The organism is Streptomyces avermitilis MA-4680 = NBRC 14893 (assembly GCF_000009765.2).
Taxonomy (GTDB): Bacteria; Actinomycetota; Actinomycetes; order Streptomycetales; family Streptomycetaceae; genus Streptomyces; species Streptomyces avermitilis.
The window spans coordinates 6157174-6179791 of the sequence record NC_003155.5; the positions used below are offsets into that span (position 1 = coordinate 6157174).

General features: G+C 72.0%; 18 protein-coding genes. 6 read left to right on the forward strand and 12 right to left on the reverse strand.

What is annotated here, in order from left to right; genetic code table 11:
• Nucleotides 1-139: 139 nt before the first annotated feature.
• Together SAVERM_RS26185 and SAVERM_RS26190 are read left to right on the forward strand one after the other, a co-directional pair.
• Nucleotides 140-634, forward strand: a complete 495-nt coding sequence (locus SAVERM_RS26185; protein WP_242432152.1) for a GtrA family protein — start codon at nucleotides 140-142, stop codon at nucleotides 632-634.
• A complete protein-coding gene (locus SAVERM_RS26190) occupies nucleotides 618-2114 on the forward strand; it encodes a membrane protein (protein ID WP_010986482.1) in 1497 nt (498 codons plus the stop codon). The genes SAVERM_RS26185 and SAVERM_RS26190 overlap by 17 nt, the downstream gene beginning before the upstream one ends.
• Nucleotides 2115-2267: 153 nt before the next feature.
• Here SAVERM_RS26190 and SAVERM_RS26195 read toward each other — a convergent pair whose 3' ends face one another.
• The 4 genes from SAVERM_RS26195 to SAVERM_RS26210 form a co-directional block, all read right to left on the reverse strand.
• Nucleotides 2268-3968 (reverse strand): glycosyltransferase family 2 protein, encoded by a 1701-nt coding sequence (locus SAVERM_RS26195; protein ID WP_010986483.1) that lies wholly within the window; start codon nucleotides 3966-3968, stop codon nucleotides 2268-2270.
• Nucleotides 3965-6187, reverse strand: a complete 2223-nt coding sequence (locus SAVERM_RS26200) for a CDP-glycerol glycerophosphotransferase family protein (RefSeq protein WP_010986484.1) — start codon at nucleotides 6185-6187, stop codon at nucleotides 3965-3967. Before SAVERM_RS26200 ends, SAVERM_RS26195 begins: the two co-directional genes overlap by 4 nt.
• Nucleotides 6188-6290: 103 nt before the next feature.
• Entirely contained in the window at nucleotides 6291-7280 is a 990-nt protein-coding gene (locus SAVERM_RS26205; protein ID WP_010986485.1) for an ABC transporter ATP-binding protein, read from the reverse strand.
• Entirely contained in the window at nucleotides 7273-8232 is a 960-nt protein-coding gene (locus SAVERM_RS26210) for an ABC transporter permease (protein ID WP_010986486.1), read from the reverse strand. The genes SAVERM_RS26205 and SAVERM_RS26210 overlap by 8 nt, the downstream gene beginning before the upstream one ends.
• 249 nt (nucleotides 8233-8481) lie before the next feature.
• Between SAVERM_RS26210 and SAVERM_RS26215 the strand changes: the two genes are divergently transcribed.
• A complete protein-coding gene (locus SAVERM_RS26215; RefSeq protein ID WP_370628368.1) occupies nucleotides 8482-9108 on the forward strand; it encodes a TetR/AcrR family transcriptional regulator in 627 nt (208 codons plus the stop codon).
• A 207-nt stretch (nucleotides 9109-9315) separates the two neighbouring features.
• On the opposite strand, the gene SAVERM_RS26220 is transcribed toward SAVERM_RS26215, so the two are convergent.
• Nucleotides 9316-10371: an ADP-ribosylglycohydrolase family protein gene (locus SAVERM_RS26220; protein ID WP_010986488.1), complete on the reverse strand. Its 1056-nt coding sequence runs from the start codon at nucleotides 10369-10371 to the stop codon at nucleotides 9316-9318.
• A gap of 4 nt (nucleotides 10372-10375) precedes the next feature.
• Entirely contained in the window at nucleotides 10376-10999 is a 624-nt protein-coding gene (locus SAVERM_RS26225; protein WP_010986489.1) for a TetR/AcrR family transcriptional regulator, read from the reverse strand.
• Nucleotides 11000-11097: 98 nt separating this feature from the next.
• Between SAVERM_RS26225 and SAVERM_RS26230 the strand changes: the two genes are divergently transcribed.
• A complete protein-coding gene (locus SAVERM_RS26230; protein WP_010986490.1) occupies nucleotides 11098-12066 on the forward strand; it encodes an oxidoreductase in 969 nt (322 codons plus the stop codon).
• A gap of 67 nt (nucleotides 12067-12133) precedes the next feature.
• Here SAVERM_RS26230 and galE read toward each other — a convergent pair whose 3' ends face one another.
• The 3 genes from galE to SAVERM_RS26245 all read right to left on the reverse strand — a co-directional run bounded on the left by galE (nucleotide 12134) and on the right by SAVERM_RS26245 (nucleotide 16100).
• A complete protein-coding gene (galE, locus tag SAVERM_RS26235; protein ID WP_010986491.1) occupies nucleotides 12134-13114 on the reverse strand; it encodes a UDP-glucose 4-epimerase GalE in 981 nt (326 codons plus the stop codon).
• Between the two features lie 77 nt (nucleotides 13115-13191).
• The gene (locus SAVERM_RS26240) at nucleotides 13192-14787 is read right to left on the reverse strand and encodes a glycosyltransferase family 2 protein (protein WP_010986492.1); all 1596 of its coding nucleotides are present in this window, start codon (nucleotides 14785-14787) and stop codon (nucleotides 13192-13194) included.
• Between the two features lie 44 nt (nucleotides 14788-14831).
• On the reverse strand, nucleotides 14832-16100 hold the full coding sequence (locus tag SAVERM_RS26245; protein WP_010986493.1) for a glycosyltransferase 87 family protein: 1269 nt from the start codon (nucleotides 16098-16100) through the stop codon (nucleotides 14832-14834).
• Between the two features lie 93 nt (nucleotides 16101-16193).
• Here SAVERM_RS26245 and SAVERM_RS26250 point away from each other — a divergent pair, with 93 nt between their 5' ends.
• A complete protein-coding gene (locus tag SAVERM_RS26250) occupies nucleotides 16194-17756 on the forward strand; it encodes a glycosyltransferase family 39 protein (RefSeq protein WP_010986494.1) in 1563 nt (520 codons plus the stop codon).
• A 77-nt stretch (nucleotides 17757-17833) separates the two neighbouring features.
• Here the strand turns inward: SAVERM_RS26250 and SAVERM_RS26255 are convergent, their stop codons facing one another.
• On the reverse strand, nucleotides 17834-18337 hold the full coding sequence (locus SAVERM_RS26255; protein ID WP_010986495.1) for a MarR family winged helix-turn-helix transcriptional regulator: 504 nt from the start codon (nucleotides 18335-18337) through the stop codon (nucleotides 17834-17836).
• A 128-nt stretch (nucleotides 18338-18465) separates the two neighbouring features.
• Between SAVERM_RS26255 and SAVERM_RS26260 the strand changes: the two genes are divergently transcribed.
• Nucleotides 18466-18879 carry an organic hydroperoxide resistance protein gene (locus tag SAVERM_RS26260; RefSeq protein ID WP_010986496.1) on the forward strand — a complete coding sequence of 138 codons (414 nt, stop codon included), beginning with the start codon at nucleotides 18466-18468 and terminating at the stop codon, nucleotides 18877-18879.
• Nucleotides 18880-19085: 206 nt separating this feature from the next.
• Here the strand turns inward: SAVERM_RS26260 and SAVERM_RS26265 are convergent, their stop codons facing one another.
• Nucleotides 19086-20420: a membrane protein gene (locus SAVERM_RS26265; RefSeq protein ID WP_042493597.1), complete on the reverse strand. Its 1335-nt coding sequence runs from the start codon at nucleotides 20418-20420 to the stop codon at nucleotides 19086-19088.
• Complete coding sequence (locus tag SAVERM_RS26270; protein WP_010986498.1) at nucleotides 20417-22615, reverse strand: bifunctional glycosyltransferase/CDP-glycerol:glycerophosphate glycerophosphotransferase; 2199 nt, start codon at nucleotides 22613-22615, stop codon at nucleotides 20417-20419. The genes SAVERM_RS26265 and SAVERM_RS26270 overlap by 4 nt, the downstream gene beginning before the upstream one ends.
• Between the last annotated feature and the right edge of the window lie 3 nt (nucleotides 22616-22618).

Below are 22618 nucleotides of genomic sequence, written 5' to 3' on the forward strand. Positions count from 1 at the left end.
GTTCGCGTGTCCGGGGACTGTCCGTTTTCTTGCCGAGCCCTAGGGGAATTCCGGCATGAATTTTACCCTTTCCTGCTAAACGGGACATTTGGGCTAGGGTTTGGCCTGATCGTCGGATGAATATGGAGGACCCGGACCCGTGACAGTGAACCTCTCCGAGCGGCGGCCCCAGGTCGCCCACCGGGCCGCCGTGATCCCCGCGCCCCCTCCGGCAAGCGCCCGGCTCCGGAAGCTCGCGCTCGAAGTGGCCAGGTTCGGGGTCGTCGGCGGCAGTGGTGTCGCGGTGAACTTCCTCGTCTTCAACCTCGCGCTGCACGGCATGAAGTGGGCGCCGATGGCGGCCACGGTGCTCGCCAGCGTCATCGCCATGGGCACCAATTACATCGGCTTCCGCTGCTACGCCTACCGCGACCGCGCCTCCCGCACCCGCCGCCAGATCGCGCTCTTCTTCGCCTTCAGCGGGCTCGGCGTCGTCATGGAGAGCGTGCTCTTCTACGTCGGCTACCACGGCCTCGGCATGAGCGGGCCGATCGGCTCCAACCTGGCGAAGGCACTGTCCATCGTCCTGGCCTCGGCGTTCCGCTTCCTGGTGTATCGGACGTGGGTGTTCCAGCACGATGCGCGTCGCGGTTAGGGCATCCCTCGGAGCGGTCCGGACCTCTCTGTGGGCCGCGGTGCCGCTGCTGGTCGTCCTGCTGCTGCTCGTCATCGTCCGGCTGCCCTGGAACGGCGACCTCGGCATGCACGCGGCGACCGTGGAACGGCTGCGGCACCACCTCCTCGACCCCGGCAATCCCCTGGTCGACGCGGACACGCCGAGTCCGTACTACTCGCCGTGGACCGTGCTGCTCGGCTGTGTCGCGAAGGTGACCGGCCTGTCCGTCTTCGTGGTGCTGCGCCTCGGCGCGGTGGTCGGCCTCGGGCTGCTGGTGACGGGCATCTGGCGGTACGCCCGTACGCTGAGCGGCCACCGGTTCGCGCCGCCGCTCGCCGTGCTGTGCGTGCTCTTCCTGTGGGGCACGCAGCTGTTCAACTGGAGCGGTTTCCTCGGGCTCAACTCCCTCGCGCTGACGGTCGCCTATCCGAGCGTGTTCGCCCTGGGGCTCGCCTTCCACTTCTGGGCGCTGCTGACCCGGGCGCTGAAGGCCTCGCCGGACGCTGGATGGGAGGTCTACCTCGGGCTCGGTCTGCTGTGGGCGGTGATTCTGCTCAGCCACCAGTTCACCGGGGTGGTGGCATCGCTCGGCGCGCTGGCGACCGTGATCGGGGCGCGCGTGGGGCGGCACGTGTGGCTGCGGCTCGGGGCCGCCGCCGCCGTGGGGGTGCTGCTGCTCGTCGTATGGCCTTACTACGACTTCTTCGCGCTCTTCCGGGTGGGCGGCCTCGAGGACATCCACCGGGCGCTGTACCGGGATCTGCTCGCGCGGTACGGGCTGGCGCTGGTGGGGGTGGTGGCGCTCGGGGTGCGGGCCCGCCGGGATCCGCGGGATCCGCTCGTCGTGTTCTTCCTGCTGGGTGCGGCCGTGTTCGCGCTGGGCGGGCTGACCGGGCACTACTCATGGGGGCGCGTACTGCCGGCCGCGCTGATCCCGGCGCAGGTCGCGGCGGCCGTGGAGGTGGCCGGGGCGTCCCGGGGGGCCGTGCGGGCCGCGGGGGCGGTGGTGCTCGCCTGCGCTCTGGCCGTGGGGGTGTGGACGCAGATCGGGACGCTGGGGTACGTGGTGGGGCGGGGGGCGCTGCCGGAGGCGGTGGCGGCGAAGTACCGGGAGCCCTGGGCGGGGTACCACTGGATCACGCCGTGGGTGCGGTACGGGGATGTGGTGCTGGCCAAGACGTTTCCGTCCCGGCAGATCCCGGCGTACGGGGCGTACACGGTGGCTCCCGGGTATCCGGACTTCTTCCTGTCCGACGAGGCCCGGCGGGAGGCCGCGGTGCGGCGGTACTTCGCCGCGGGGTCGTCCCGGGACGAGCGGCTGGGGGTGCTGCGGGAGTACGGGGTGCGGTGGGTGGTGCAGCGGCCCGGGGACGGGGGACTCGCGGCCGGCGGGGGTCCGGGGCTGCGGCGGGTGGCCGCGGGGCCGGGCGGACAGGTGCTCTACGCGGTGGTGCGATGACGCCGCGGCGAAGCCGCTGAAGGGGTGAGCGCCGGACGGCTGAAGGGGTGAGCGCCGAACCGCTGACGAGGTGAGCGCCGGACCGCTGGTGAGGTGAACGCTGGACGGCCGAGGGATCTCGGCGTCCGGCGTCGAAGGCTCTGCGCGACGGCCCTACCGCAACGCGCTGCGCACCAGCCGCGCCGCCCTGCGCACCCTTGGTCCCGCCACCTTCCGGGCCACCGGTCCCGCCACCCGCGCCGTGACCCCCACCGGGCGCCAGCGGATCTGGAGACGGCCGGCGGCCTTGCCCTCCGGTTCCACCGTCACCTCGTGCCGAAGGGAGCCGGGGCGGGTCGCCCGCAGGGTCGGGAAGGTCAGGGGGGCCAGGAGCACGCCCGTGTTCGCCAGGCCCTGCTGTTCCAGGCGGAGCAGCGGATGGCGGACGCCGTCGAAGCCCTGGACGGGCAGCGGGGCGGCCGCCAGGTCCACCCGGACCCGGCCCTCGAAGACCCCAGGGCGTACCGGGTCAAGGCGGAAGGGAACCATGAGGCGCCGTCTGCCGGGGGCGACGACCACGCTCGCCCGCTGCGGGCCGACCGGGAGGCGCAGGCCGGGGTCGTACGTGCGGATGGTCAGGTCGACCGTCATGCCCCGGCCGGGGGTCACGGACGTGATCTCGTGACGGAACTGGGCGCTCGGGAACGGGCGCGAGTCCAGCCCCAGTTCCGTGACGTCGAGCTCCCGGCGGGCCCAGTCGGAGGACGGGAGCCGAGGGCCCCAGTACAGGCAGCCGGAATCGTCGGCCGTCGTCTCCCGAGGGGCCACACTGTGGCCGAGGCCGCGCGCCGCGAGCTGGGCCTCGGACAGCCGGCCGTCGCGGACCAGCTGGAGCACCACGCGCTCGGCACGGGGGAGAAGGGCGTACGCGCCGGGGGAAAGGGTTTCCAGGTACGGGGTCACGATCCGCGCGAAGCCCGTCAGCCAGTCCTCGTCCCGGTACGGGAGGTCGCCCGCGTACATCCGGAAGTCGTGCTTGAGGAACTTGTAGTCCTTGTCCTGCCTGAGCGACTCGTGCCCGCTCTCGGCGAGGAAGTCGTCGATCAGCGTCTGGACGTGGATGCGGTCACTGACGTTGCTGAGCTTGTGGCGCTGGTTGGAGATCGACGCCGCGTCCTGAGCCACGTACGGCGCTATGTACCAGCGGTACACCGGCTGCGGGATCACCGTGAACGACTTCGCCAGGCAGTACGCCTGCGCCGAGAACAGCTGGTCCTCGTAGTGGATGCCCTCCGGGAAGCGCAGGGCGTGGCGGTCCAGGAAGTCACGCGTGTACATCTTGCTCGTCGCCAGGTGCTCGAAGAGCAGGCCCGGTTCGGCCTCGATGCCGTCGACCGTGCGGCGCTCGTCGACCAGGTGAGCCATCCAGGTGGAGCGGTGGCCCGTGTCGACGCGTATCCGCTCCACCGCGCCCATCGCGAAGTCGACCTCCCGCTCGCGGTGGGCGGCCAGGAGCAATGCGACGGCGTTCTCGGGGAGTTCGTCGTCGCTGTCCAGGAACATCAGGTACGGCGCCCGGGCGATCTCCAGGGCCCGGTTGCGCGGGGCGCTGCAACCGCCGCTGTTCTCCGGCAGGCGCAGATAGCGGATGCGCGGGTCCGACGCCTCCAACTCCCTTGCCACGGAAGGCGTCGCGTCCGTCGAGTGGTCGTCACTGATGATGATCTCGATGGCGGGGTGCGTCTGGCGCAGCAGGGAGGCGACCGCGCGCGGCAGGCGTTCCGCGTCGTTGTAGACGATGACCGTGATCGTCACGTCCGGCGTCGGCGCATTGGGTGTTGTCGGCGTTGCGGGCGTAGTGGGCGTTGTTGTCATCGGGCCGCCTCCTCCGGGCTCGGCGCGGGCGTTCGCTCGTCCACGGGAATCACCGACGGCAGGGCCTCTTCGCTCTGTCCCAGGAACACCCGGCGTACGACGCGTTCGGCCGCCCGTCCGTCGTCGAACTCGCAGAAGCGGCGCCGGAACGCGGACAGCGCCTTGCGCGCGCCCTCGTCCCGCCAGGCGCCCGACTCGAACACGGCCGCAAGCTCGTCCTGCGTACGCGTCACCTGGCCGGGCCCCTCCGCCATCAGGTCGAAGTAGACGCCGCGCGTCTTGGCGTACGTCTCCCAGTCGTCGGCGTAGATGACGATGGGGCGGTTCAGGTTGGCGTAGTCGAACATGATGGACGAGTAGTCCGTGACCAGGGCGTCGGCCGCCAGGCACAGCTCCTCGACCGGGTCGTACGTCGACACGTCGATGACCCGGCCCGACCTGCGCAGACCGGCCAGCGGGGAGGCCGCACCGCCGTAGAAGTAGTGGCCGCGCACCAGGAGCACCGTCTCCTCGCCGAGGCGGTCGGCCAGGGACGCCAGGTCCAGGCGCGGGGTCCAGCCGGCCTCGTAGTCGCGGTGGGTGGGGGCGTAGAGGATGGCCCGGCGGCCGGGGGGTATGCCCAGGCGGTCGCGGATCGCGCGGATGTCGTCCGCGGTCGCCGAGTAGAAGACGTCGTTGCGCGGATAGCCGTGGTCCAGCGATATGTAGTGCGAGGGGTACGCGCGTTCCCACATACGGGTGGAGTGGCTGTTCGCCGAGACGCTGTAGTCCCACTTGTCGATGCGGGCCAGCAGGGCGCCGAAGTCCAGGCCCTTGGACGCGGCGGGGAACTCCCGCTGGTCGAGGCCCATGCGCTTGAGCGGGGTGCCGTGGTGGGTCTGGAGGTGGATCGCGTCCGGGCGCTTCACCACGGAGTTCGGGAAGTTGACGTTGTTGACCAGGTACTTCGCCCTCGCCATCACCTCCCAGTAGCGGCGGGTGCCCGGGACGATGTGGTCGGTGCCCGGGGGCAGCAGCGCCGCCTTGTTCCGGGCGACCACCCACACCGGGTGGATGTGCGGGGCGAGTTCGGCGAGCTTCGCGGCGATCGCGGCCGGGTTGCAGGACACCCCGCGGTCCCAGTACGCCGAGAACACCGCGAGGCCGGGGTCGACCGGGCCGCTCAGCGCCCGGCGGTAATGGTGGTCGCTGAGCTTCGCGCCGACCCGGCGCTTGCGCGCCACGACCGCCGACTTCAGGTCGCGCCGCTTGTGGTTGGCGGCCTGGAACGCCCGGTACTTCGCGTACGCGTTCTCCTCCAGGAGCGAGCGGCGGATGCCCTCGAAGCCGGCCGGGCGCCGGTGGTTCCTGGGCCGCCACTGCACGGCCGCCCGCGACGCCCGGCGGAAGAACTCCCGGGCCACCGGCTCCGGCATCCCGCTGCGGGCGAAGGTCCGCAGGCACTCGCGGACCATCACCTCGTACAGCACCGCGCGCGGCCGCTCCGCCAGGTCCCGCCCGGCCGCGAGCCGCTGGAGCGCCTCGTGCCGTGAGACGACCGCGTACCGCTCCTCGGCGCCGACCGGCGGCAGGCTCTGCGCCCGCAACTGCCGTACCTCGTACGCGACCTGGTCCAGGCAGGCCACCTGTCGGGCGTGCAGGAGCGTGGCCTGGGCGAGGTACGACTCGTCGTGCGCGAAGGCCTCGTCCGCGAGGTCGTGGTCGCGCCAGAAGTCCGCGCGGATCGCGCGGTTGCCCAGCAGCGGGGCGAGGTGCAGCAGGTTGGGGAAGCCCGCCAGGTCCAGGGAGCGGCGGCCGGTGCGGGCGAAGATCCAGCCGTCGCCGCTCGGCGCGCCGGTCTTGTTCCAGGACGAGCGGATGTGGTCGAACACCACGAGGTCCGCCGTGTCCGGGGCGTCCGCCGTGGCGTCGGCGACCATGCGCAGGGCGCCCGCGGGCAGACCGTCCCTGGCGTGCACGAAGTGCAGCCAGCGGCCGGTGGCCCGGGCGGCGCCCGCCGCACGGGCCGCGCCCTCGCCGGTGCCCTCCGGCAGTGCCAGCGGGACGATCCGGGGGTCGCGTGCCGCGTGCCGCTCGGCCTCCTGCCGGGCCCAGTCGCCGACGGCCGCGACGACCACCTCGGCCGCGGCGAACGGCTGCGCGCCGAGGGAGTCCAGGAGTTCGCCGAGATGGCCCTGCTCGTTGGGGCCGTGGACTATGACACTCAGTCCTGGCTGCACGCGGACCCCTTCCCTGCCGGCTGCACGCTGTTACTTCCCTTTTACGTCCCTTTACGCGCCATCGTGGCACTAATCCGATAAAAGGTGTAAGTGGTGTTACTCCTCAGGAGGGAAGAGAGGCATTTTCTGCCTTTGGTTGCGTTTGCTCCTGCTTCGGGCTCTTCAGGCTCTTCGGACTCTCCGGCTGCATCGACTCCTTCGGCTCCTTCGTCGGATTCGGCAGCTTCGGGGTCTTGGCGGTCCTGGTGGTCTTGGTGGTCTTGTCCGTGCCGCCGGTGAAGGCCTCGTACTCCCGGAGGACGTCGTTCGTCGGTCCGTCCATGCGCAACTCGCCGCGCTCCAGCCACAGCACCCGGTCGCAGGTGTCGCGGATCGACTTGTTGTTGTGGCTGACCAGGAAGACCGTGCCCGCGTGCTTGCGCAGCTCGCGGATGCGGGCCTCGGACCGCTTCTGGAAGGAGCGGTCGCCGGTGGCGAGGGCCTCGTCGATCATCAGCACGTCGTGGTCCTTGGCGGCGGCGATGGAGAAGCGCAGCCGGGCCGCCATGCCGGACGAATACGTCCGCATGGGGAGCGTGATGAAGTCGCCCTTCTCGTTGATGCCGGAGAAGTCGACGATCTCCTGGTACCGCTCCCTGATCTGCTCGCGGGACATCCCCATGGCGAGGCCGCCGAGGTGGACGTTGCGTTCACCGGTGAGGTCGCTCATCAGGGCCGCGTTGACGCCGAGCAGTGAGGGCTGGCCGTCGGTGTAGATCCTGCCGTTCTCCACGGGGAGCAGTCCGGCGACGGCCTTGAGGAGGGTGGACTTGCCGGAGCCGTTCGTGCCGATCAGACCGATGGCCTCGCCCCGGTACGCGGTGAAGGAGACGTTCCTGACCGCGTGCACCTTGCGCACGCCCGCCGCCTTCTCGGCCTGCCCGCGGCGCAGCATGCGGTTCAGGGCGGCGGTGGCGGTACCGCGCCCCGCGCCGGTGCCGTTGACGCGGTAGACGACGTCGACGCCGTCCGCGATGACGGTGGGGATCTTCTCGGTGGTCGCGGTGGTCGCGGTGCTCGCGGTGCTCGTCGTGTTCTCGGTGTTCTCAGCCACGGCCGTACGTCTCCTCAGCCTTCCAGAAGTAGATGAAACCGCCGACGCCGGCGAGCAGCGCCCAGCCCGTCGCCACCGCCCACACGTGCGGCGGCAGCTGGTCCGCGTGGAAGCTGTCGATCAGCGCGAACCGCATCAGGTCGATGTAGACGGCGGCCGGGTTGCACTGGAGGGCGAGCAGCACGGCGTGCGGCAGGTCCTTGTTGTGCATGACCTTCTCGATGCTCCACATCACGCCCGAGACGTACATCCAGGTACGGAGCAGGAACGGCATCAGCTGGGCGATGTCCGGCGTCTTGGCGCCCATCCGGGCCACGATCATCGCGACGCCCGCGTTGAACATGAACTGGAGCGCCAGCGCGGGCACGACCAGCAGCCAGGAGAAGCTGAGCGGCACGCCGAAGCAGAGCAGGATCACGACCAGCGCGCACATCGAGAACAGCAGCTGCTGGAGCTGCTGGAGCGCGAAGGAGATGGGCAGCGCGGCCCGTGGGAAGTGCAGGGCCCGTACGAGGCCCAGGTTGCCGGAGATCGCGCGGGTGCCCGCCATGATCGAGCTCTGCGTGAACGTCCACACGAAAACGCCGGTGACCAGGAACGGGACGTAGTCCGGCACGCCCTTCTTGGTGCTCAGCAGGATGCCGAAGATGAAGTAGTAGACCGCCGCGTTCAGCAGCGGGTTCGCCACCTGCCAGAGCTGGCCCAGCCTGGCCTGGCTGTACTGGGCGGTGAGCTTGGCGGTGGCGAAGGCGGTGATGAAGTGGCGCCGCGCCCACAGCCGGCGGAGGTACCCGGGCAGGGAGGGGCGGGCGCCGCTGACCGCGAGGCCGTACCGCGCGGCGAGCTGCGCCGGGGTCTCGGCCGGCGCGGCGGCCGTGGCGCCCGTGGCGCCCGTGGGGGTTGTGGCGCCAGTGGAGGGCGGGGAGGGCGGTGTGTGGAGGGCCTGGCTCACATCCGCTGCTTTCGCTCGGGGGCTCGGGGTGCGCGAAGCGGTCCCGAGGGGGTCGGATGCGCGAACCGGTCCGTAATCATCCGTCGTCGAGCCCCGGCCGGCGACGCTTTTCCGGCGTTTTCGCACGGTTCTTACGGAGCTCTTTACTGTTCTTTACGTCGGGACGGGACCGTATCGTCGCAACGCGAGCGTAGGGCGTCCTTACGTCGGAACGCAACCGTTTCGTCGTCGCGCCCTATGCTGGTGCGCATGACGACGAACGCCGACGCTTCCCAGGTGACCCCGCGGCGCAGGGCCCCCGCCGGGGCGGCCGTACTCCGCGAGGACGTGACGGAGGCCATCCGGGCGGCGGTCTTCGAGGAGCTGGCGGCCGTCGGCTACGCCCGGATGTCCATCGAGGGGATCGCGCGCCGGGCGGGTGTCGGCAAGACGGCGGTGTACCGGCGCTGGCGTTCGAAGCTGCACCTGGTCCTGGACCTGGTCTCGGCGGTCGCGGTGCAGGGGCTGCCCGCGCCCGACACGGGCTCCCTGGAGGGGGACCTGCGGCTGCTGTACGAGGTGACGTCCCGCGCCCTGCGCCACCCGGTCGCCGGGCAGATCATTCCGGATCTCCAGGCGGAGGCGGCCCGCAACCCGGACATCGCCGAGGCCATGCAGAAGGCGCTGCGGGAGGGGCAGCAGAGCGTCGCGAGCGGCATCGTCGCCGCGGCCGCCGAGCGCGGCGAGATCCGGGAGGGCATCGACACCGAGCTGGCGCTGGATGTGATCTCCGGTCCGCTGTACTGGCGGGCGGTGGTGGTACGGGGGCCGAAGCTGCCGATGGGCTACTTGCCGAGCCTGGCGCGGGCCACGGCGGCGGCGCTGAAGGCGTTGTGAGGCCAGTCCGTCAGGGCGTCAAGTGCGCTAATTGAGGCGGCACTTGGGTGTCGGCTCGCTAGACGCGACCCGCGGCGACGGTGAGTACGAGCTCGCCCGCCTGACCGTCCGGGCTCGCCGGGACCGGTCAGGCGGGTCAGGCCTCTGGCGGATCAGGCCTCTGGCGGATCAGGCCTCAGGCGGGTCAGGCCTCAGGCCGATCAGACCTCATGCGGCCAGCCGGCGGGCCAGTCCAGCCAGTTCGGCGGCCCCCAGAACCCGGTCGCCGAAGCCCGGAAGCGGTACGTGGAGCGGTTCGGTCCAGCGACGCGGGATCGCGTCCGGCCCGTACACGGCCCCGGCCAGGCCGCCGGTCACCGCCGCCACGGTGTCCGTGTCACCGCCGATATCGACCGCGGCGCGCAGGGCTTCCTCGTACGAGTCGGTGGTGCGTAGCGCCCAGACGGCGGAGCCGAGGCAGGGCCAGACCGCGCCGTTGAACTCCGTGGCCTGGTCGGGGTGCCAGTCCGGGGCGAGGACGGTCGCGTAGCGGGCGCGGTGGTCCGGGTGGACGGCGGCCAGGGTGTCCGGGAGGGCGGTGAGCGGATCGCCCCCGGCGAGGGCGACGCGGACTACCTCGTGGAAGATCGCGGTGCCTTCCCAGGCGGCGCGGTCCCCGTGGGTGAGCGCGGCGATACGGCGGCCGGCGTCCATGGTGGCGTCCCGGCCACGGCCCGCGAAGTGCACGGCGGAGGTCGCGGCGCGCATCAACGCGCCGTTGCCCGCGGCCCGTTGGTTGACCTGGAAGTGCAGGGCGGCGGCGCGGTCCCAGGGCTCGCCGTTGGTGAGGACGTCCTCGGTCTGCAGCCCGATGTCCTTGGGCCGGGCGGCGGCCCACCGCTGGAACCGCCGGAAGATGTCGGGGAGTTCCAGTCCGCCGCACTCCAGCAGCGACTCCCCGACGAGTACGGCCATCTGCGTGTCGTCGGTCGCCTCGCCCGGGTCCCAGCCGCCGCCCCCGCACATCTCGCTCCCGTGCCCGGCCCTCGGGAAGCGCGCGGAGAAGGCGCCCCCGGGCCCGAACTCGAAGGGCGCACCGAGCGCGTCCCCGACGGCGGAGCCGAGGACGGTGGCGACCGCGTGCGGGGTGAAGTCGGGGGCGGTGATGTCGTGCGGGGCCGGTCCGGCCGCGGTGACGCGGGGCGGGGCGGGCGCGGTGGCGTCGTGCGCGGTGGGCCCGGGTGCGCGGACGTTGTGGGGTGGGTGGGCGTCGGCGGCGGTCATCGCGTCAGGGTACGAGGGGGGCGGCGGCCTGGTCGGGTGCGCACCCCCGCAGCATGTGTGCGATCACGTCGGCCAGGCCGTGTTCGACCGCGTCGGCGGGCAGCATGCCGCTCACCGCCAGGCTGGCGTAGCCGTGCAGCGTCGCGAAGATCGGCAGCCCGACGCGTTCCAACGGGCCCTCCCGTACCTCGCCCCGGCGCTGACCCGCCCCGATCAGCTCCACCAGCTGCTCGGCCCACTGCTGGGACGCGGTGACCAGGGCCTCGGACGCCTGTGGATCGTGCTTGATCGAGTACATCAGGTCGAGCAGCTCGGCGTTGGCCGTCGCGAAGTCCACGTAGGCGCGGGACATGGTGGCCAGCCGCTCGGCGAACGTCTCGCCCGCCGACTCCCGCGACGCCGCCATGGACGCGGCCAGCCGGCCGAAGCCCGTCAGTGCCAGTGCGTCCAGCAGGGCCTGCTTGTCCTTGAAGTGGCGACTCGGTGCGGCATGGCTGACGCCCAGGTCGCGAGCGAGCTCGCGCAGGGACAGGGCGGCCGGGCCCCTCTCCCTGAGCGTCTCCTCGGCCCGGGTGAGCAGCGCGGCGCGAAGGTCTCCGTGGTGGTAACGGCGGGTCTGCGTAGCCATGGCCGCAGTGTATCGGCCATGTATTCGACGCCAACATTGTTGTCGGCGTCACCATTGTTGTCATTGACAGCATTGTTGTCGGCGCCTACATTGAGGGCATGCCTAAGACACAGAGCGGGACATCGAACAGGACGCGGAGCACGACTGCGGGCGGTAGTGCGCGCGGCAAGTGGAACGCCGGTGACATCCCCGACCAGACCGGCCGTACCGCCGTCGTCACCGGCGCCAACAGCGGGCTCGGGATCGCCACCGTCGAGGCCCTCGCCCGGGCGGGCGCCCATGTCGTCCTCGCCGTACGGGATCTCGAGCGTGGTGAGGCGGCCGCGGCCGGCGTCCACGGCAGCGTCGAGGTGCGCCGCCTGGACCTGGCCGACCTCGCCTCCGTGCGCGAGTTCGCCGCCGGCTGGCAGGGCGACCTGCATCTGCTGATCAACAACGCCGGCGTCATGAACATCCCCGAGGCCAGTACCAAGGACGGCTTCGAGATGCAGTTCGGGACGAACCATCTGGGGCACTTCGCCCTGACCAACCTGCTGCTGCCGCGCATCAAGGACCGCGTCGTGACCGTGTCGTCGGGCGCGCACCGGATGCCGGGCAGCCCCTACATCCACTTCGACAACCTCAACCTGACCGGCGAGTACGCCCCCCTCACCGCTTACAGCCAGTCCAAGCTGGCCAACCTGCTGTTCACGCTGGAACTCCAGCGCCGGCTGGCCGAGGCGGCCTCGCCCGTACGGGCCCTCGCCGCGCACCCCGGCTGGGCCGCCACCAACCTGCAGAGCCACGACGGCAGCGCCCTGCGCCGCGCCCTCATGCGGGTGGGCAACCGCTTCATCGCCCAGGACAACAGGGCGGGCGCGCTGCCCACCCTGTACGCCGCCGTCCAGGACCTCCCCGGCGCGAGCTACGTCGGTCCCGACGGCTTCGGCGAGATGCGCGGTGGCCCGACGCTGGTCGGCCGTTCGGCCGCGGCCGGCGACCCGGTCTCGGCCCGCCGCCTGTGGACGGCGTCCGAGGATCTGACCGGTGTCACGTTTCCCCGGCTGACGGCAGCCGTGAGCGCATAGCCGGCCGGGGGGCGACCACCGCGCGTCCAGCGCCCGGCCCGGAGGAACCGCGGACAGCTGCCGACGGCTATCCCCGCGTCGCCCCCGGATGCAGCCGCACCCAGCCCTCCCATGCCGACGTGATCATGTCCTGGACGTCGTACTTCGCCTTCCAGCCCAGCTCCACGGCGATACGGTCCGCCGAGGCCACCACCCGGGCCGGGTCGCCGGGGCGGCGCGCCACGACGGTCGGCGGGGTGTCGTAGCCCGTGAGCGCGTTGATGCGGTCGACCATCTCGCGCACCGAAACACCCTCGCCGCGGCCGATGTTGAGCGTCAGGCCCGCGCCCGGCGACGCCTCCAGCGCACGGGCCGCGGCCACATGGGCCTCCGCCAGGTCGACCACATGGATGTAGTCGCGTACGCAGGTGCCGTCCGGCGTCGGATAGTCGTCGCCGAAGATGCGGGGCGCGGCGCCCTCCGTGAGCTTCTCGAAGACCATGGGGACCAGGTTGAAGACCCCGGCGTCGGCCAGCTCCGGCGTCGCCGCCCCCGCCACGTTGAAATAGCGCAGCGATGCCGTGGACAGGCCCGTCGCCCGGCCTGTCGCGCGCACCAGCCACTCACCGGCGAGCTTCGTCTCGCCGTACGGCGACATCGGCACGCACGGCGTCTCCTCCCGCACCAGGTCCACGTCCGGCATGCCGTACACGGCCGCGGAGGACGAGAACACGAAGGAGGGGACCGAGGCGTCCGTGACGGCCTCCAGCAGTACCCGCAGGCCCTCCACGTTCTCCCGGTAGTAGTGCAGGGGCAGCTCCACCGACTCGCCGACCTGCTTCTTCGCCGCCAGATGCACGACACCGGTCACCGCGTGCTCCGCGAGCGTGCGGCGCAGCAGGCCGCCGTCCAGCGTCGAGCCCACCACCAGCGGCACGCCGTCGGGGACGCGCTCCGCGATGCCCGTGGACAAGTCGTCGTACACCATCGCCCGGTCGCCCGCTTCGCGCATCGCTCGCACGACATGCGCCCCGATGTAACCGGCGCCGCCGGTGATCAGCCAGGTCATGTGCGGCCCTTCCCTTGTCCCTGAATCCCGTCCCTGAGTCCCGCCCCTGAGGCTTGTCCCTGAGCCCTTGCGGTCATTCACCAGTGAAGCAGGCGCCGGAGCCTTCGACCCATGACGGATGTCACTCCTTGTATCCCGGTCGCCACACGCAGTGCCAGGGCTCCCGAGTGTGTCGCGTACGGCTGGACCAGCAGCACCCCGTGCCGCCCGCTCGGCACCACGCCGCGGCGCAGCAGGCCGGGGCCCGCGACCGCGTGGGCGGTGGTGTCGCGGCTCGTGCCGTCGTGGAAGCGCAGCGTCAGCCGCAGGTCCCAGGTGCCCGACCCGAGCGCCGCCAGGTCCACCGGCACCTCCGCAGACCAGGTGTCGAACTCCGGGTCCGCGAGCAGCGGGGCCGTGGCCGCCGTACCCACCCGGCCGCCCTCCCGGTGCACGAACTCCAGGTTCACCGAGGCCGGTCCCGCGTCCGCCACCCGCCCGTACAGCTCGTGCAGACGCAGCCGCAGCCGGGTGCCACGCGCGCGTGGCCGCAGTTCCGCGTCGACGGCGACGGGCAGCAGGTGCATGGGCCGGACGAGTACGTGGTCCAGCGGGACCTGAGGCAGGTCCGCCGACCACACCGGAGTGCCGTCCGCCGCGCGCGCGTACGGCGGGTGCAGCCGGGCCGGGCGTGCCGCCAGCTCCTTGAGCCGGGGCAGGTCGCGGGGCTCCTCGGCGGCGAGCACCACGCGTGCGATGACCCGCCCGGGCGCCGGCGCCAGCGCGAACTCGGCCGCGTCGAACGCCGACAGGTACGCGCGCGTGAGCGTCCACCACTCGCGCCGGTACTCCGTGCCGCGCAGATCGAGCTCCCGCGTGTACATCCGCAGCTCGTGGTCGAGGAACTTGGCGCGCGCCGCCCGCGCGAGGCGCTTCTCACCGGCGCCCAGCAGGATGTCGTACGCCTGCGCCGCGGCCGCCATACGGGCCTGCCAGTTGTCGATGCCCGCGCGGTCCAGCGAGATGGACAGCCGCTCGGCGGACCTGCGTACGTGCCAGACGTACACCGTGTCCGGGACGAGCGCCATACGCGGTCCCGCCGCCAGCACGCGCGCGGAGAACACGAAGTCCTCGTAAGGGAAGCGGCCGTCGGGGAAGCGGATGGCGTGCTCGCGCAGGAAGTCCGTGCGGTAGAGCTTGTTGACGCAGAGCGTGTCGTGGACCAGGCGCCGCAGCCGGGCGGGGTGCGGGACCAGCGCCGGCTCTGTGTACAGCTCGGGCTGCCAGGGGACCTCGCGGCCCGACGGCAGCTCACGGCGCACGCACAGGCCCGCCGCGACCTGTGCGCCGTGCCGGTCGGCCGCCGCGAGCAGCGCTTCCACGGCACCCGGCGGCAGCATGTCGTCGCTGTCCAGGAACATCGTGTACGGGGCGGTCGCGGCGTCGATCCCGTCGTTGCGCGGGGTGCCGCAGCCGCCGCTGTTGACCTCGCGGCGGAGCACCCGCACCCGCGTGTCCTCGACGGCCAGCGCGTCCAGCAGCCCGGGGCTGCCGTCGGACGAGCAGTCGTCGACGGCGATCACCTCGCGGACGGCCGGACCCTGGGCCAGCGCCGAGCGCACGGCGTCCGTCACGTGCGCAGCGTCGTCGTATCCGATGACGACGACGCTGACCTGTGAAGCGTGAGGCGGCATTGATTCCACGAACCGGGATAGTAGAAGTTGTAGGTAATTTTCCGTTAAGAGGCAGTTAGTGTCTTGTGGGGAAGACGGACAGGATCGGGGCGGAGTTCCGGACGGGGGGTGCCGGATTCGGGGTCTTTTGTGGTGGCTCGCCACAGGCGCACGAACGACAGGCCCGCGGCCGTGGCCAGCAGGCCGTTGCGCAGGAGCATCAGCAGACAGCCCGTCCAGGTGGAGTTGATGACCTCCCCGTAATAGGCGGGGTACGCCACAGTGCTGGCCGCGGAGGCCGCCAGGACCAGCAGGGCGACGGGCCGTTGTGTGGTGTGCCGGGAGGTCAGGCAGACGGCGGCCAGGCCGATCAGCCACACCATGTACTGAGGGCTGATCACCCGGCTCGTCACCGTGAACAGCAGGACCGCCGCGAGCGCCGCGTCGTACGGGGTGGCCGGCGTCCAGCGGCGCGCCCGCAGCCGCCACAGCAGCAGCAGCCCGAACGCGGCGACGGTGAGCCCGAGCGAGACCGCGGCCACCGCGCGCACATGCGGGCCCGCGAACTCCATCGCGCCGAACTGATACCGCGCGCGCCCCGGCCAGCCGGCCCGGCGGGCGAAGGCGAGGGCCGTGCCGCCGAGCGACTCGATCTGCACGCCCCGGCCGCCCTGCTGGAGCAGGAAGTCGAAGGGGTTGCGGAACAGGGCGGTCAGCAGCGTCAGCAGGGCGGCCCCGGTGACCGCGGCCGACGTCCACGCCCGACGGGTGGTCCGGCCCGTCGGCGTGCCGATGAGTGCCAGGGCCGGCCAGACCTTCACCAGGGCGCCGATCGCCGCGAACGCGCCGCACGCGCGCGGGGAGCGCGACAACGTCAACAGGGAGATGACGGCGAACGCCGTGACCTGCACGTCGTAGCGTGCGAGCGGAAGGTGCAGGAGCAGCGGCAGGCCCGCCGTCCACAGCGCCGCACCGTGCAGGCTGCGGCCGCCCGGCCGGGTCCCCGCGCGCGCGAGGAAGAGCATGATCACGGCGTCCGTGAGGAGCGTGAGCACCACGAACGCCTGGAAGTAGGTCAGGGCCGGCAGCAGCGCGGGGGAGAGCAGCACCGGACCCGCGCCCGGCGGGTACTGCCACAGGTGGTCGCCGGCCGGATAGGTGCCGTGCGACAGGACGCCGTACCAGCGGAAGTACAGGTTGCGTACCTCGCTCGACACCCCGCCCCGGCCCAGCAGGGCGAGGCGCTCGTGGGTGAGCAGCCACAGCATCAGGGCGCGGGTGGCCAGCCAGGCCGCGCCGAGGAGGAGCAGGGGGTGGCGTTTCAAGGTCCTCATCAACGCCGGATCGTAAGCCGCATGGATGCCGTTTTTGCGGAGATACGCCGTCAATCTCTATTGAACGTTGGCTAATCGCACAAAATCGGGCGCATGTCGAGCTTGTGCAAGGACCGGCCACCCGTCGCCCGTACCTGTACCCGCACCCGTGCGGAGGTCGCGTCCGCGCTTCTGCCCGTGCCGGTGCATGTGCTCGTATCCGTCCTCGCCCCCGTCCTCGTCATGCTCGCGCTCGGGCTGTGGGGGCTCGACCGCGGCGGCATGTGGCGCGACGAGGCGGTCACCTTCGAGGTCGCGCACCGTTCGGTGCCGCAGATCTGGCGGCTGCTGCACGGTGTGGACGCGGTGCACGGCCTGTACTACCTGGTGATGCGCACGGTCCTGTCCGGGTGGGCCGCCTTCGCTCGCCCCGACGAGGTGGTGCTGCGCCTTCCGTCGGTCCTCGGGGCGGCGGCGACGGCGGGCCTGGTGGCCGCGCTGGGCGTCCGCCTGTGTCGTCCGCGGGTCGGCCTGTGGGCGGGGCTGCTGTACGCCGTCACGCCGATGGCCGGGCACTACGCGCAGGAGGGCCGTTCGTACGCGCTGGTCTCGGCCGGGGTGGCGGGGTCGACGCTGTTGCTGGTCAGGGCCGTGCGCGGCGGGGGCTGGTGGCCGTACGGGGCGGTCGCCGGTGTCACGTGTGTGCTGCACGAGTTCGCGGTGCTGGCTCTGCTCGCCCACGCCTGTGCGCTGGCGCTCGCCCGGGTGCGCGGGAGGGTGTGGCGGGCGTGGGGGTGTGCGGTGGGGGGTGTGGCCGTGGTGCTGCTGCCGGTGGTGGTCGTCTCGCAGGGGCAGGCAGCGCAGGTGGCGTGGCTCGCGGTGCCGGACCTGGGGGCGGCGGGGCGGTTGCTGGAGGGGTTCGCGGGGGCGCCGGGTCTGTTGCTGGTGCCGTGTCTGGTGCTCGCCGGCGTGGGCGTACGGAGAGGTCCGCGCGGGGAGTTGTCCCTGGGGGGTGTCGCGCTGCCGCTGGTGGCCGTTCCGCCGGTGGTCCTGCTGGCGGTGTCGCAGGTTCGGCCCCTCTACGACGAGCGGTACGTGCTGTACGCGCTCGCGGGCATGCCGCTGCTGGTCGCGAGCGGCGCGGATCGGGTGGCGGGGGTCATGGGACGGCTACGGGCCGGGGGTCACTTCGCGCCCGCCCGCACCCCTCTCCTCGGCGTTCTCGCCATCGCCCTCGTCCTCGCCTCCCGGCTCCCCGTTCTCCAGGCCGACCGCAGCGCCGACCGCCGCCCCGACAACCTCGCCGCCGTCTCCCGCGTGGCCGGGCGGGAGACGCGGCCCGGCGACCCCCTGCTGTTCCTGCCCGCCTTCGGACGCCGGGCCGCTCTCACGTATCCCGACGACTTCCGCCGGACGCGGGACGTCGCGCTGAGCGTGCCCGCGCCCGTGGACGGGAGCCTCTACGGGCGGGAGGTCGGGGCCGATGAGCTGCGGCGCCGGCTCGGACGGCTCGACCGGCTCTGGGTGGTCGCCCAGACCTACGCGCTGCGCCCCGGCTGGTCCTCGCGCAGTCCGGTCGAGCGCCTCAAACGGGCGGTGCTGGACGAGGAGTTCGTGCCGCGCGCGGAGTTCGTGCAGAAGGGTTCGACCGTGCGCCTGTACGTACGCCGTCCCTAGTTCCAGACCGTGTCTGAAGTTCCAGGCCGTGTCCGACATTCCGCGTCGGCTGCCCGGCGGGAGTCGTCGGACACGGCCTAACCCTGGGCGCAGCCCGGTGTCTCCTCCAGCGCCGCCTCGTCCAGTGCCGTCGTGAGGCGGTCGAGGCGGGTCCGCAGGTCCTCGATCTCCCCCAGGCCGAGGCCCGTCGCCGTGGCGATCCTGACCGGCACCAGCAGGGCCCGCTCGCGCAGCGCCGTGCCCTCCTCCGTGAGGTGGACGTACACCGACCGCTCGTCCTTCGCGCTGCGCTCGCGCCGTACGAGCCCGGCCGTCTCAAGACGCTTGAGCAGCGGCGACAGCGTGCCGGAGTCGAGGCGCAGATGCTCGCCGACCTTCTTCACGGGCAGCGCGCCGTGCTCCCACAGCACCATCATCACCAGGTACTGGGGGTAGGTGAGCCCCAGGTCCTTGAGGACGACGCGGTAGACGCCGTTGAAGGCGCGCGAGGCCGCGTTGAGGGAGAAGCAGATCTGGCGGTCGAGGCGGAGGTAGTTCTCGTCGGCGGGGGCCTCGGTGCTGGGGGTCGGGATGGCGCTCATGTCTCCAGGGTAGCTCTTGTCCACCATTAAGTTGTGTACAACTGAATTGTGTGCTCTACTTCTACCCGTGAGGCGGTCGAAGACGAAGACCGGCCGCCGTACACGACCTTTGAGAGGGATGGTTTTCCATGGACGCGCTCTACACCGCTGTTGCCACCGCCACCCACGGGCGCGAGGGGCGCGCCATCAGCTCCGACGGCAAGCTCGACGTCCAGCTGGCCCCGCCGGCCGAGCTGGGCGGCAACGGTCAGGGCACCAACCCGGAGCAGCTGTTCGCCGGCGGTTACGCGGCCTGCTTCGCCAGCGCCCTCGGTCTCGTCGGCCGGCAGGCGAAGGTCGATGTGAGCGACGCCGCCGTGACCGCCGAGGTCGGCATCGGCAAGCAGGGTGAGGGCTTCGGCCTCAAGGTCACCCTGCGTATCGAGCTGCCGGACTCCGTGGACGAGGCGACCGGCCGCAAGCTGGTCGAGACCGCCCACCAGGTCTGCCCCTACTCCAACGCCACCCGCGGCAACATCGAGGTCGAGCTCGTCGTCGAGTAGGACGAGCCAGTCGAGCCAGTCGAGCCAGTCGAGCAAGCAGTCGTCGAGCAGGCCGGCCGACCCGACAGGCCCGGCCGGCCGCCACGCACCGCCACTGCCGCTCGCCTTCCGGTGACGGCGGGGCGGGGGTCGGCCCGGCGCGACGACGTACGGGCGGGTGAGGCGGCGGTCGCCTGGGCGGCTGAGGCGGCGGTCGCCCGCGGAGTTCACCGCATCGAGTGCGTGCCGCTCTCGTGCATCAGGGGCCGTGGCACCGGCACCGCGCCCGGTGGTGCCCACACCCGCACCGCCCGCTCCAGCAGCAGCGGCAGCCCGACCACCGGCAGCAGCCACGCCATCACGATCAGCCGGCCGCCGTAGACGGTGATGTCCGGGTGGGCCGCGTGGGTGACGAGGCCGGTGAACGCGGCCGCCAGCAGGAACACCCCGAAGGCCGGGCGCTGCTTCAGCGCTCCCCAGGCCGACGCCACCAGCGAGGTCAGGAACAGCGGCTCCCAGAACTGGCGGCGCAGCCACTCCAGCCAGAAGTTGCCCTCCAGACCGAGGAACTCCGGCCACGGCCGGGCGCGGTCGGGCCGGGCGAAGTGGTCGGTCAACAGGTCCTGGACGCTCTCGGACTCGGACGGGTAGTGCAGTGCCTGCGCCGCCAGCAGGATGCCGGCGACCGCGCAGCCCGCCACCGCGCCCAGGACCACCAGCGGTTGCCCCGGCAGGCGCCCGCGCCCGCGCCGCCGTACGCCGACCACCGCGCACGCCCCCGCCAGGCACAGCGCGAGAAACAGGGCCTGCGAGTGCTTCACCGCGAACAGCAGTACGAGCGCCGCGGTGACCAGCAGCACACCGGTCCCCGGCCGGTTGCCCCGCAGTGTCAGCGCACAGCCCCACAGCGCCACCAGTGTCAGCGCCAGCAGCAGGCCCTCGGTCATGGGGCGCATGGCGGTGGTGCCGCACGGCAGGACGTAGAAGAGGGCCTGGCCGGTCAGCGCCACGCCGGTGGGAGCGCGCAGGGTGCGCAGGATCAGGAAGGCCAGCACGCCCCCGGCCACCGTGACGAGCACACTCGACAGCCAGATGCCCCACGTCACGCCGAACACCGTCACGAACGGCAGCAGCAGCATCGGATATCCGGGCCGCGCCTCGAAGATCCGCATGAACCGCTCGGACGTGAACGGCGCGATGTGCCCGGAGGTCTGTCCGGCGCGCAGCCGCCTGTCCACCCCCGCCCACAGGTCGCGCCGGCACTTCTCGGTGACCCGCCGGGTGGGGTTCGGAGCCTGGAAGCGGTTCACGTCGACGCTCTGCTCGCGGCGTGCCGCGGACGCCCGGCCCGCGCACACGTAGTCGATGGCGGTGGCGGCCGACTCCCGCTTGCTGTCGCCGCGCAGACTCAGCGCGTACGACAGGTAGTTCTTGGTGTCGGGAGTGTCCCGCCCGGTGACGTTGGCGAGTTGCAGGACGGCGAACACGGCGGCGAGGACGACCACCCAGGTACGGGCGTTCGTGCGTGTCGGCCGCGGCAGGGCCCGCACCGCGGCCCTCATGACGAAGCGAGCAGGTCGCGGGCGGCCTGTGCGGGCGCCGGCACCGGCAGGGGCAGGTCCTGTTCGCCGAGCATCAGCGTCCGCACCACCCGCTCGGCCGCCCGCCCGTCGTCGAACTCGCAGAACCGCGCCCGGAACCCGGCCCGCAGCGCCGCCGACTCCTCGTCCCGCCACCCACCGCAGGCGAACAGCCACGCCAGCTCCCGGTGGGTACGCGTCACATGACCCGGCGCGTCGGCGGTGAGATCGAAGTAGGCGCCCCGGCTCGCGGTATAGGTCCCCCAGTCGTCGGCGTGGATCACGATCGGCCGGTCCAGGTTGGCGTAGTCGAACATCAGGGCCGAGTAGTCCGTGACCAGGACGTCCGAGGCGAGCATCAGCTCCTCGACGTGCGGCTCGGTCGTCGCGTCGACCAGGACGCCCCGCCGGTGCAGCTCGGCCAGCCCCATCCCGCGCGCCGGACCGTCCGCGAGCGAGGGATGCAGCCGTACGACGAGTGAGTGTCCCTCGCCCAGATCCTCCGCGAACCGGGCCAGGTCGATCCGGTCGACGTGGCCGCCCCTGACGTAGTCGCGGCGCGTCGGCGCGTACAGCACGACCGTGTGACCGGCCGGGATGCCGAGGCGGGCGCGGACGTCGGCGCCGTCGCCGGGGCGCGCCCGGACGAGGACGTCGTTGCGGGGGCTGCCGGTGCGCACCGAGGTGAAGCGGCACGGATAGGCGCGGTCCCAGACCAGCTCGGAGTGGCGGTTGGCGACCAGGCTGTAGTCCCAGCGGTCGGCCCGGCGCAGCATCTGCGGCACGTCGAGGCCGTGCCGGGCGCCCGGCTTGTGCAGCAGATCGGCGCCCATGTACTTGAGCGGGGTGCCCTGGTGGGTGTGGATGTGCACGCTGCCGGGGCGCTTGGCCAGGGTGCCGGGCCAGTTGACGTTGTTGACGAAGTACGTGGCCCGGGCGGTGACCTGGTGATAGCGCAGGGAGTCCGGGACGACGTACTCGACGCCCGGCGGAAGCGAGGGCACCTGGTCCGCGCGGACCACCCACACGCCCCTGATGTGCGGGGCGAGCTCCCGGGCCGCGCGGTGCACGGCGGCCGGGTCGCCGAGCACCCCGCGGTGCGAGAACGCCGAGTACACCGCGAGATGCGGGTCCAGCGGCCGGTGTCCGTGCACGTTTGACCAGCCGCGCTTGAGCCGTACGACGGCCGCGGCACGGACCTGGCGGGCGCGCAGGTCGAGCGACCTGGCCGCCCGCACGGCCCGGTAGCGGGTGAAACCGCCCTCCAGGACGCGGAGTCCGGGCGGCGTCGGACCGCCCTTGTGCTTGCGGAACAGCTCGGCCGTGCGCCGGAAGAACTCCTCCTTGTCCGACTCGGGCAGCCGGTCCGGCTTGGCGAGGACGTCCAGGCAGTGCTCACCCATCTTGTGACACAGACAGGGCCGCCAACTCGACAGCTCCGGGCGGGAGTCGACGTACGCGAAGACCCGCTCGTACTGGTCGTGGATGTCGAAGTGCTTGCGGCTGGTGGTGGACAGGATGCTGCCCGTGCGGCGCTGCCGGTAGGCGACGCAGATCCGGTCGAGCACGGCGATCCGCTCCGCGCCGAGCAGCGTGGGGAACGTCCAGGGCGTGTCCTCGTAGTAGCCGGGAGGGAACCGGAAGCCGTGCTTCTCCACGAAGTCGCGGCGGTAGACCTTGTTCCAGACCACCATCAGCAGGTCGAGGATCTCGGGACGCTCGGCGGCCGTGAAGGTGCCCGCGCCCGCCTCGGCCAGCACCCGCGCCAGGACGTTTCTGCGGGTGCCGCCCCACCAATAGGTGCGCGCGTAGTCGAAGACGAGCACATCGGGGCCGTCCGGGCCGGGGAGCTCGTCGAGGCGGTCGGCCAGCGCGCGCAGGGCGCCCGGGGTGAGGGTGTCGTCGCTGTCGAGGAAGAAGAGGTAGTCCCCGGTGGCGTGCGGCATTCCGGCGTTGCGTGCCCGGCCCAGGCCGACGTTCTCCGGCAGGTGCAGCACGCGTACGCGCGGGTCGCGGGCCGCGTACGCGTCGAGGATGGCGCCGCAGCCGTCCGGCGAGCAGTCGTCGACGGCGATCACTTCCAGATCCCGGTACGACTGCCCGAGGACCGAGTCGAGGCACTCGCGCAGATAGCCCTGCACCTTGAAGACGGGGACGATGATGCTGAAGCGGGGCACGGT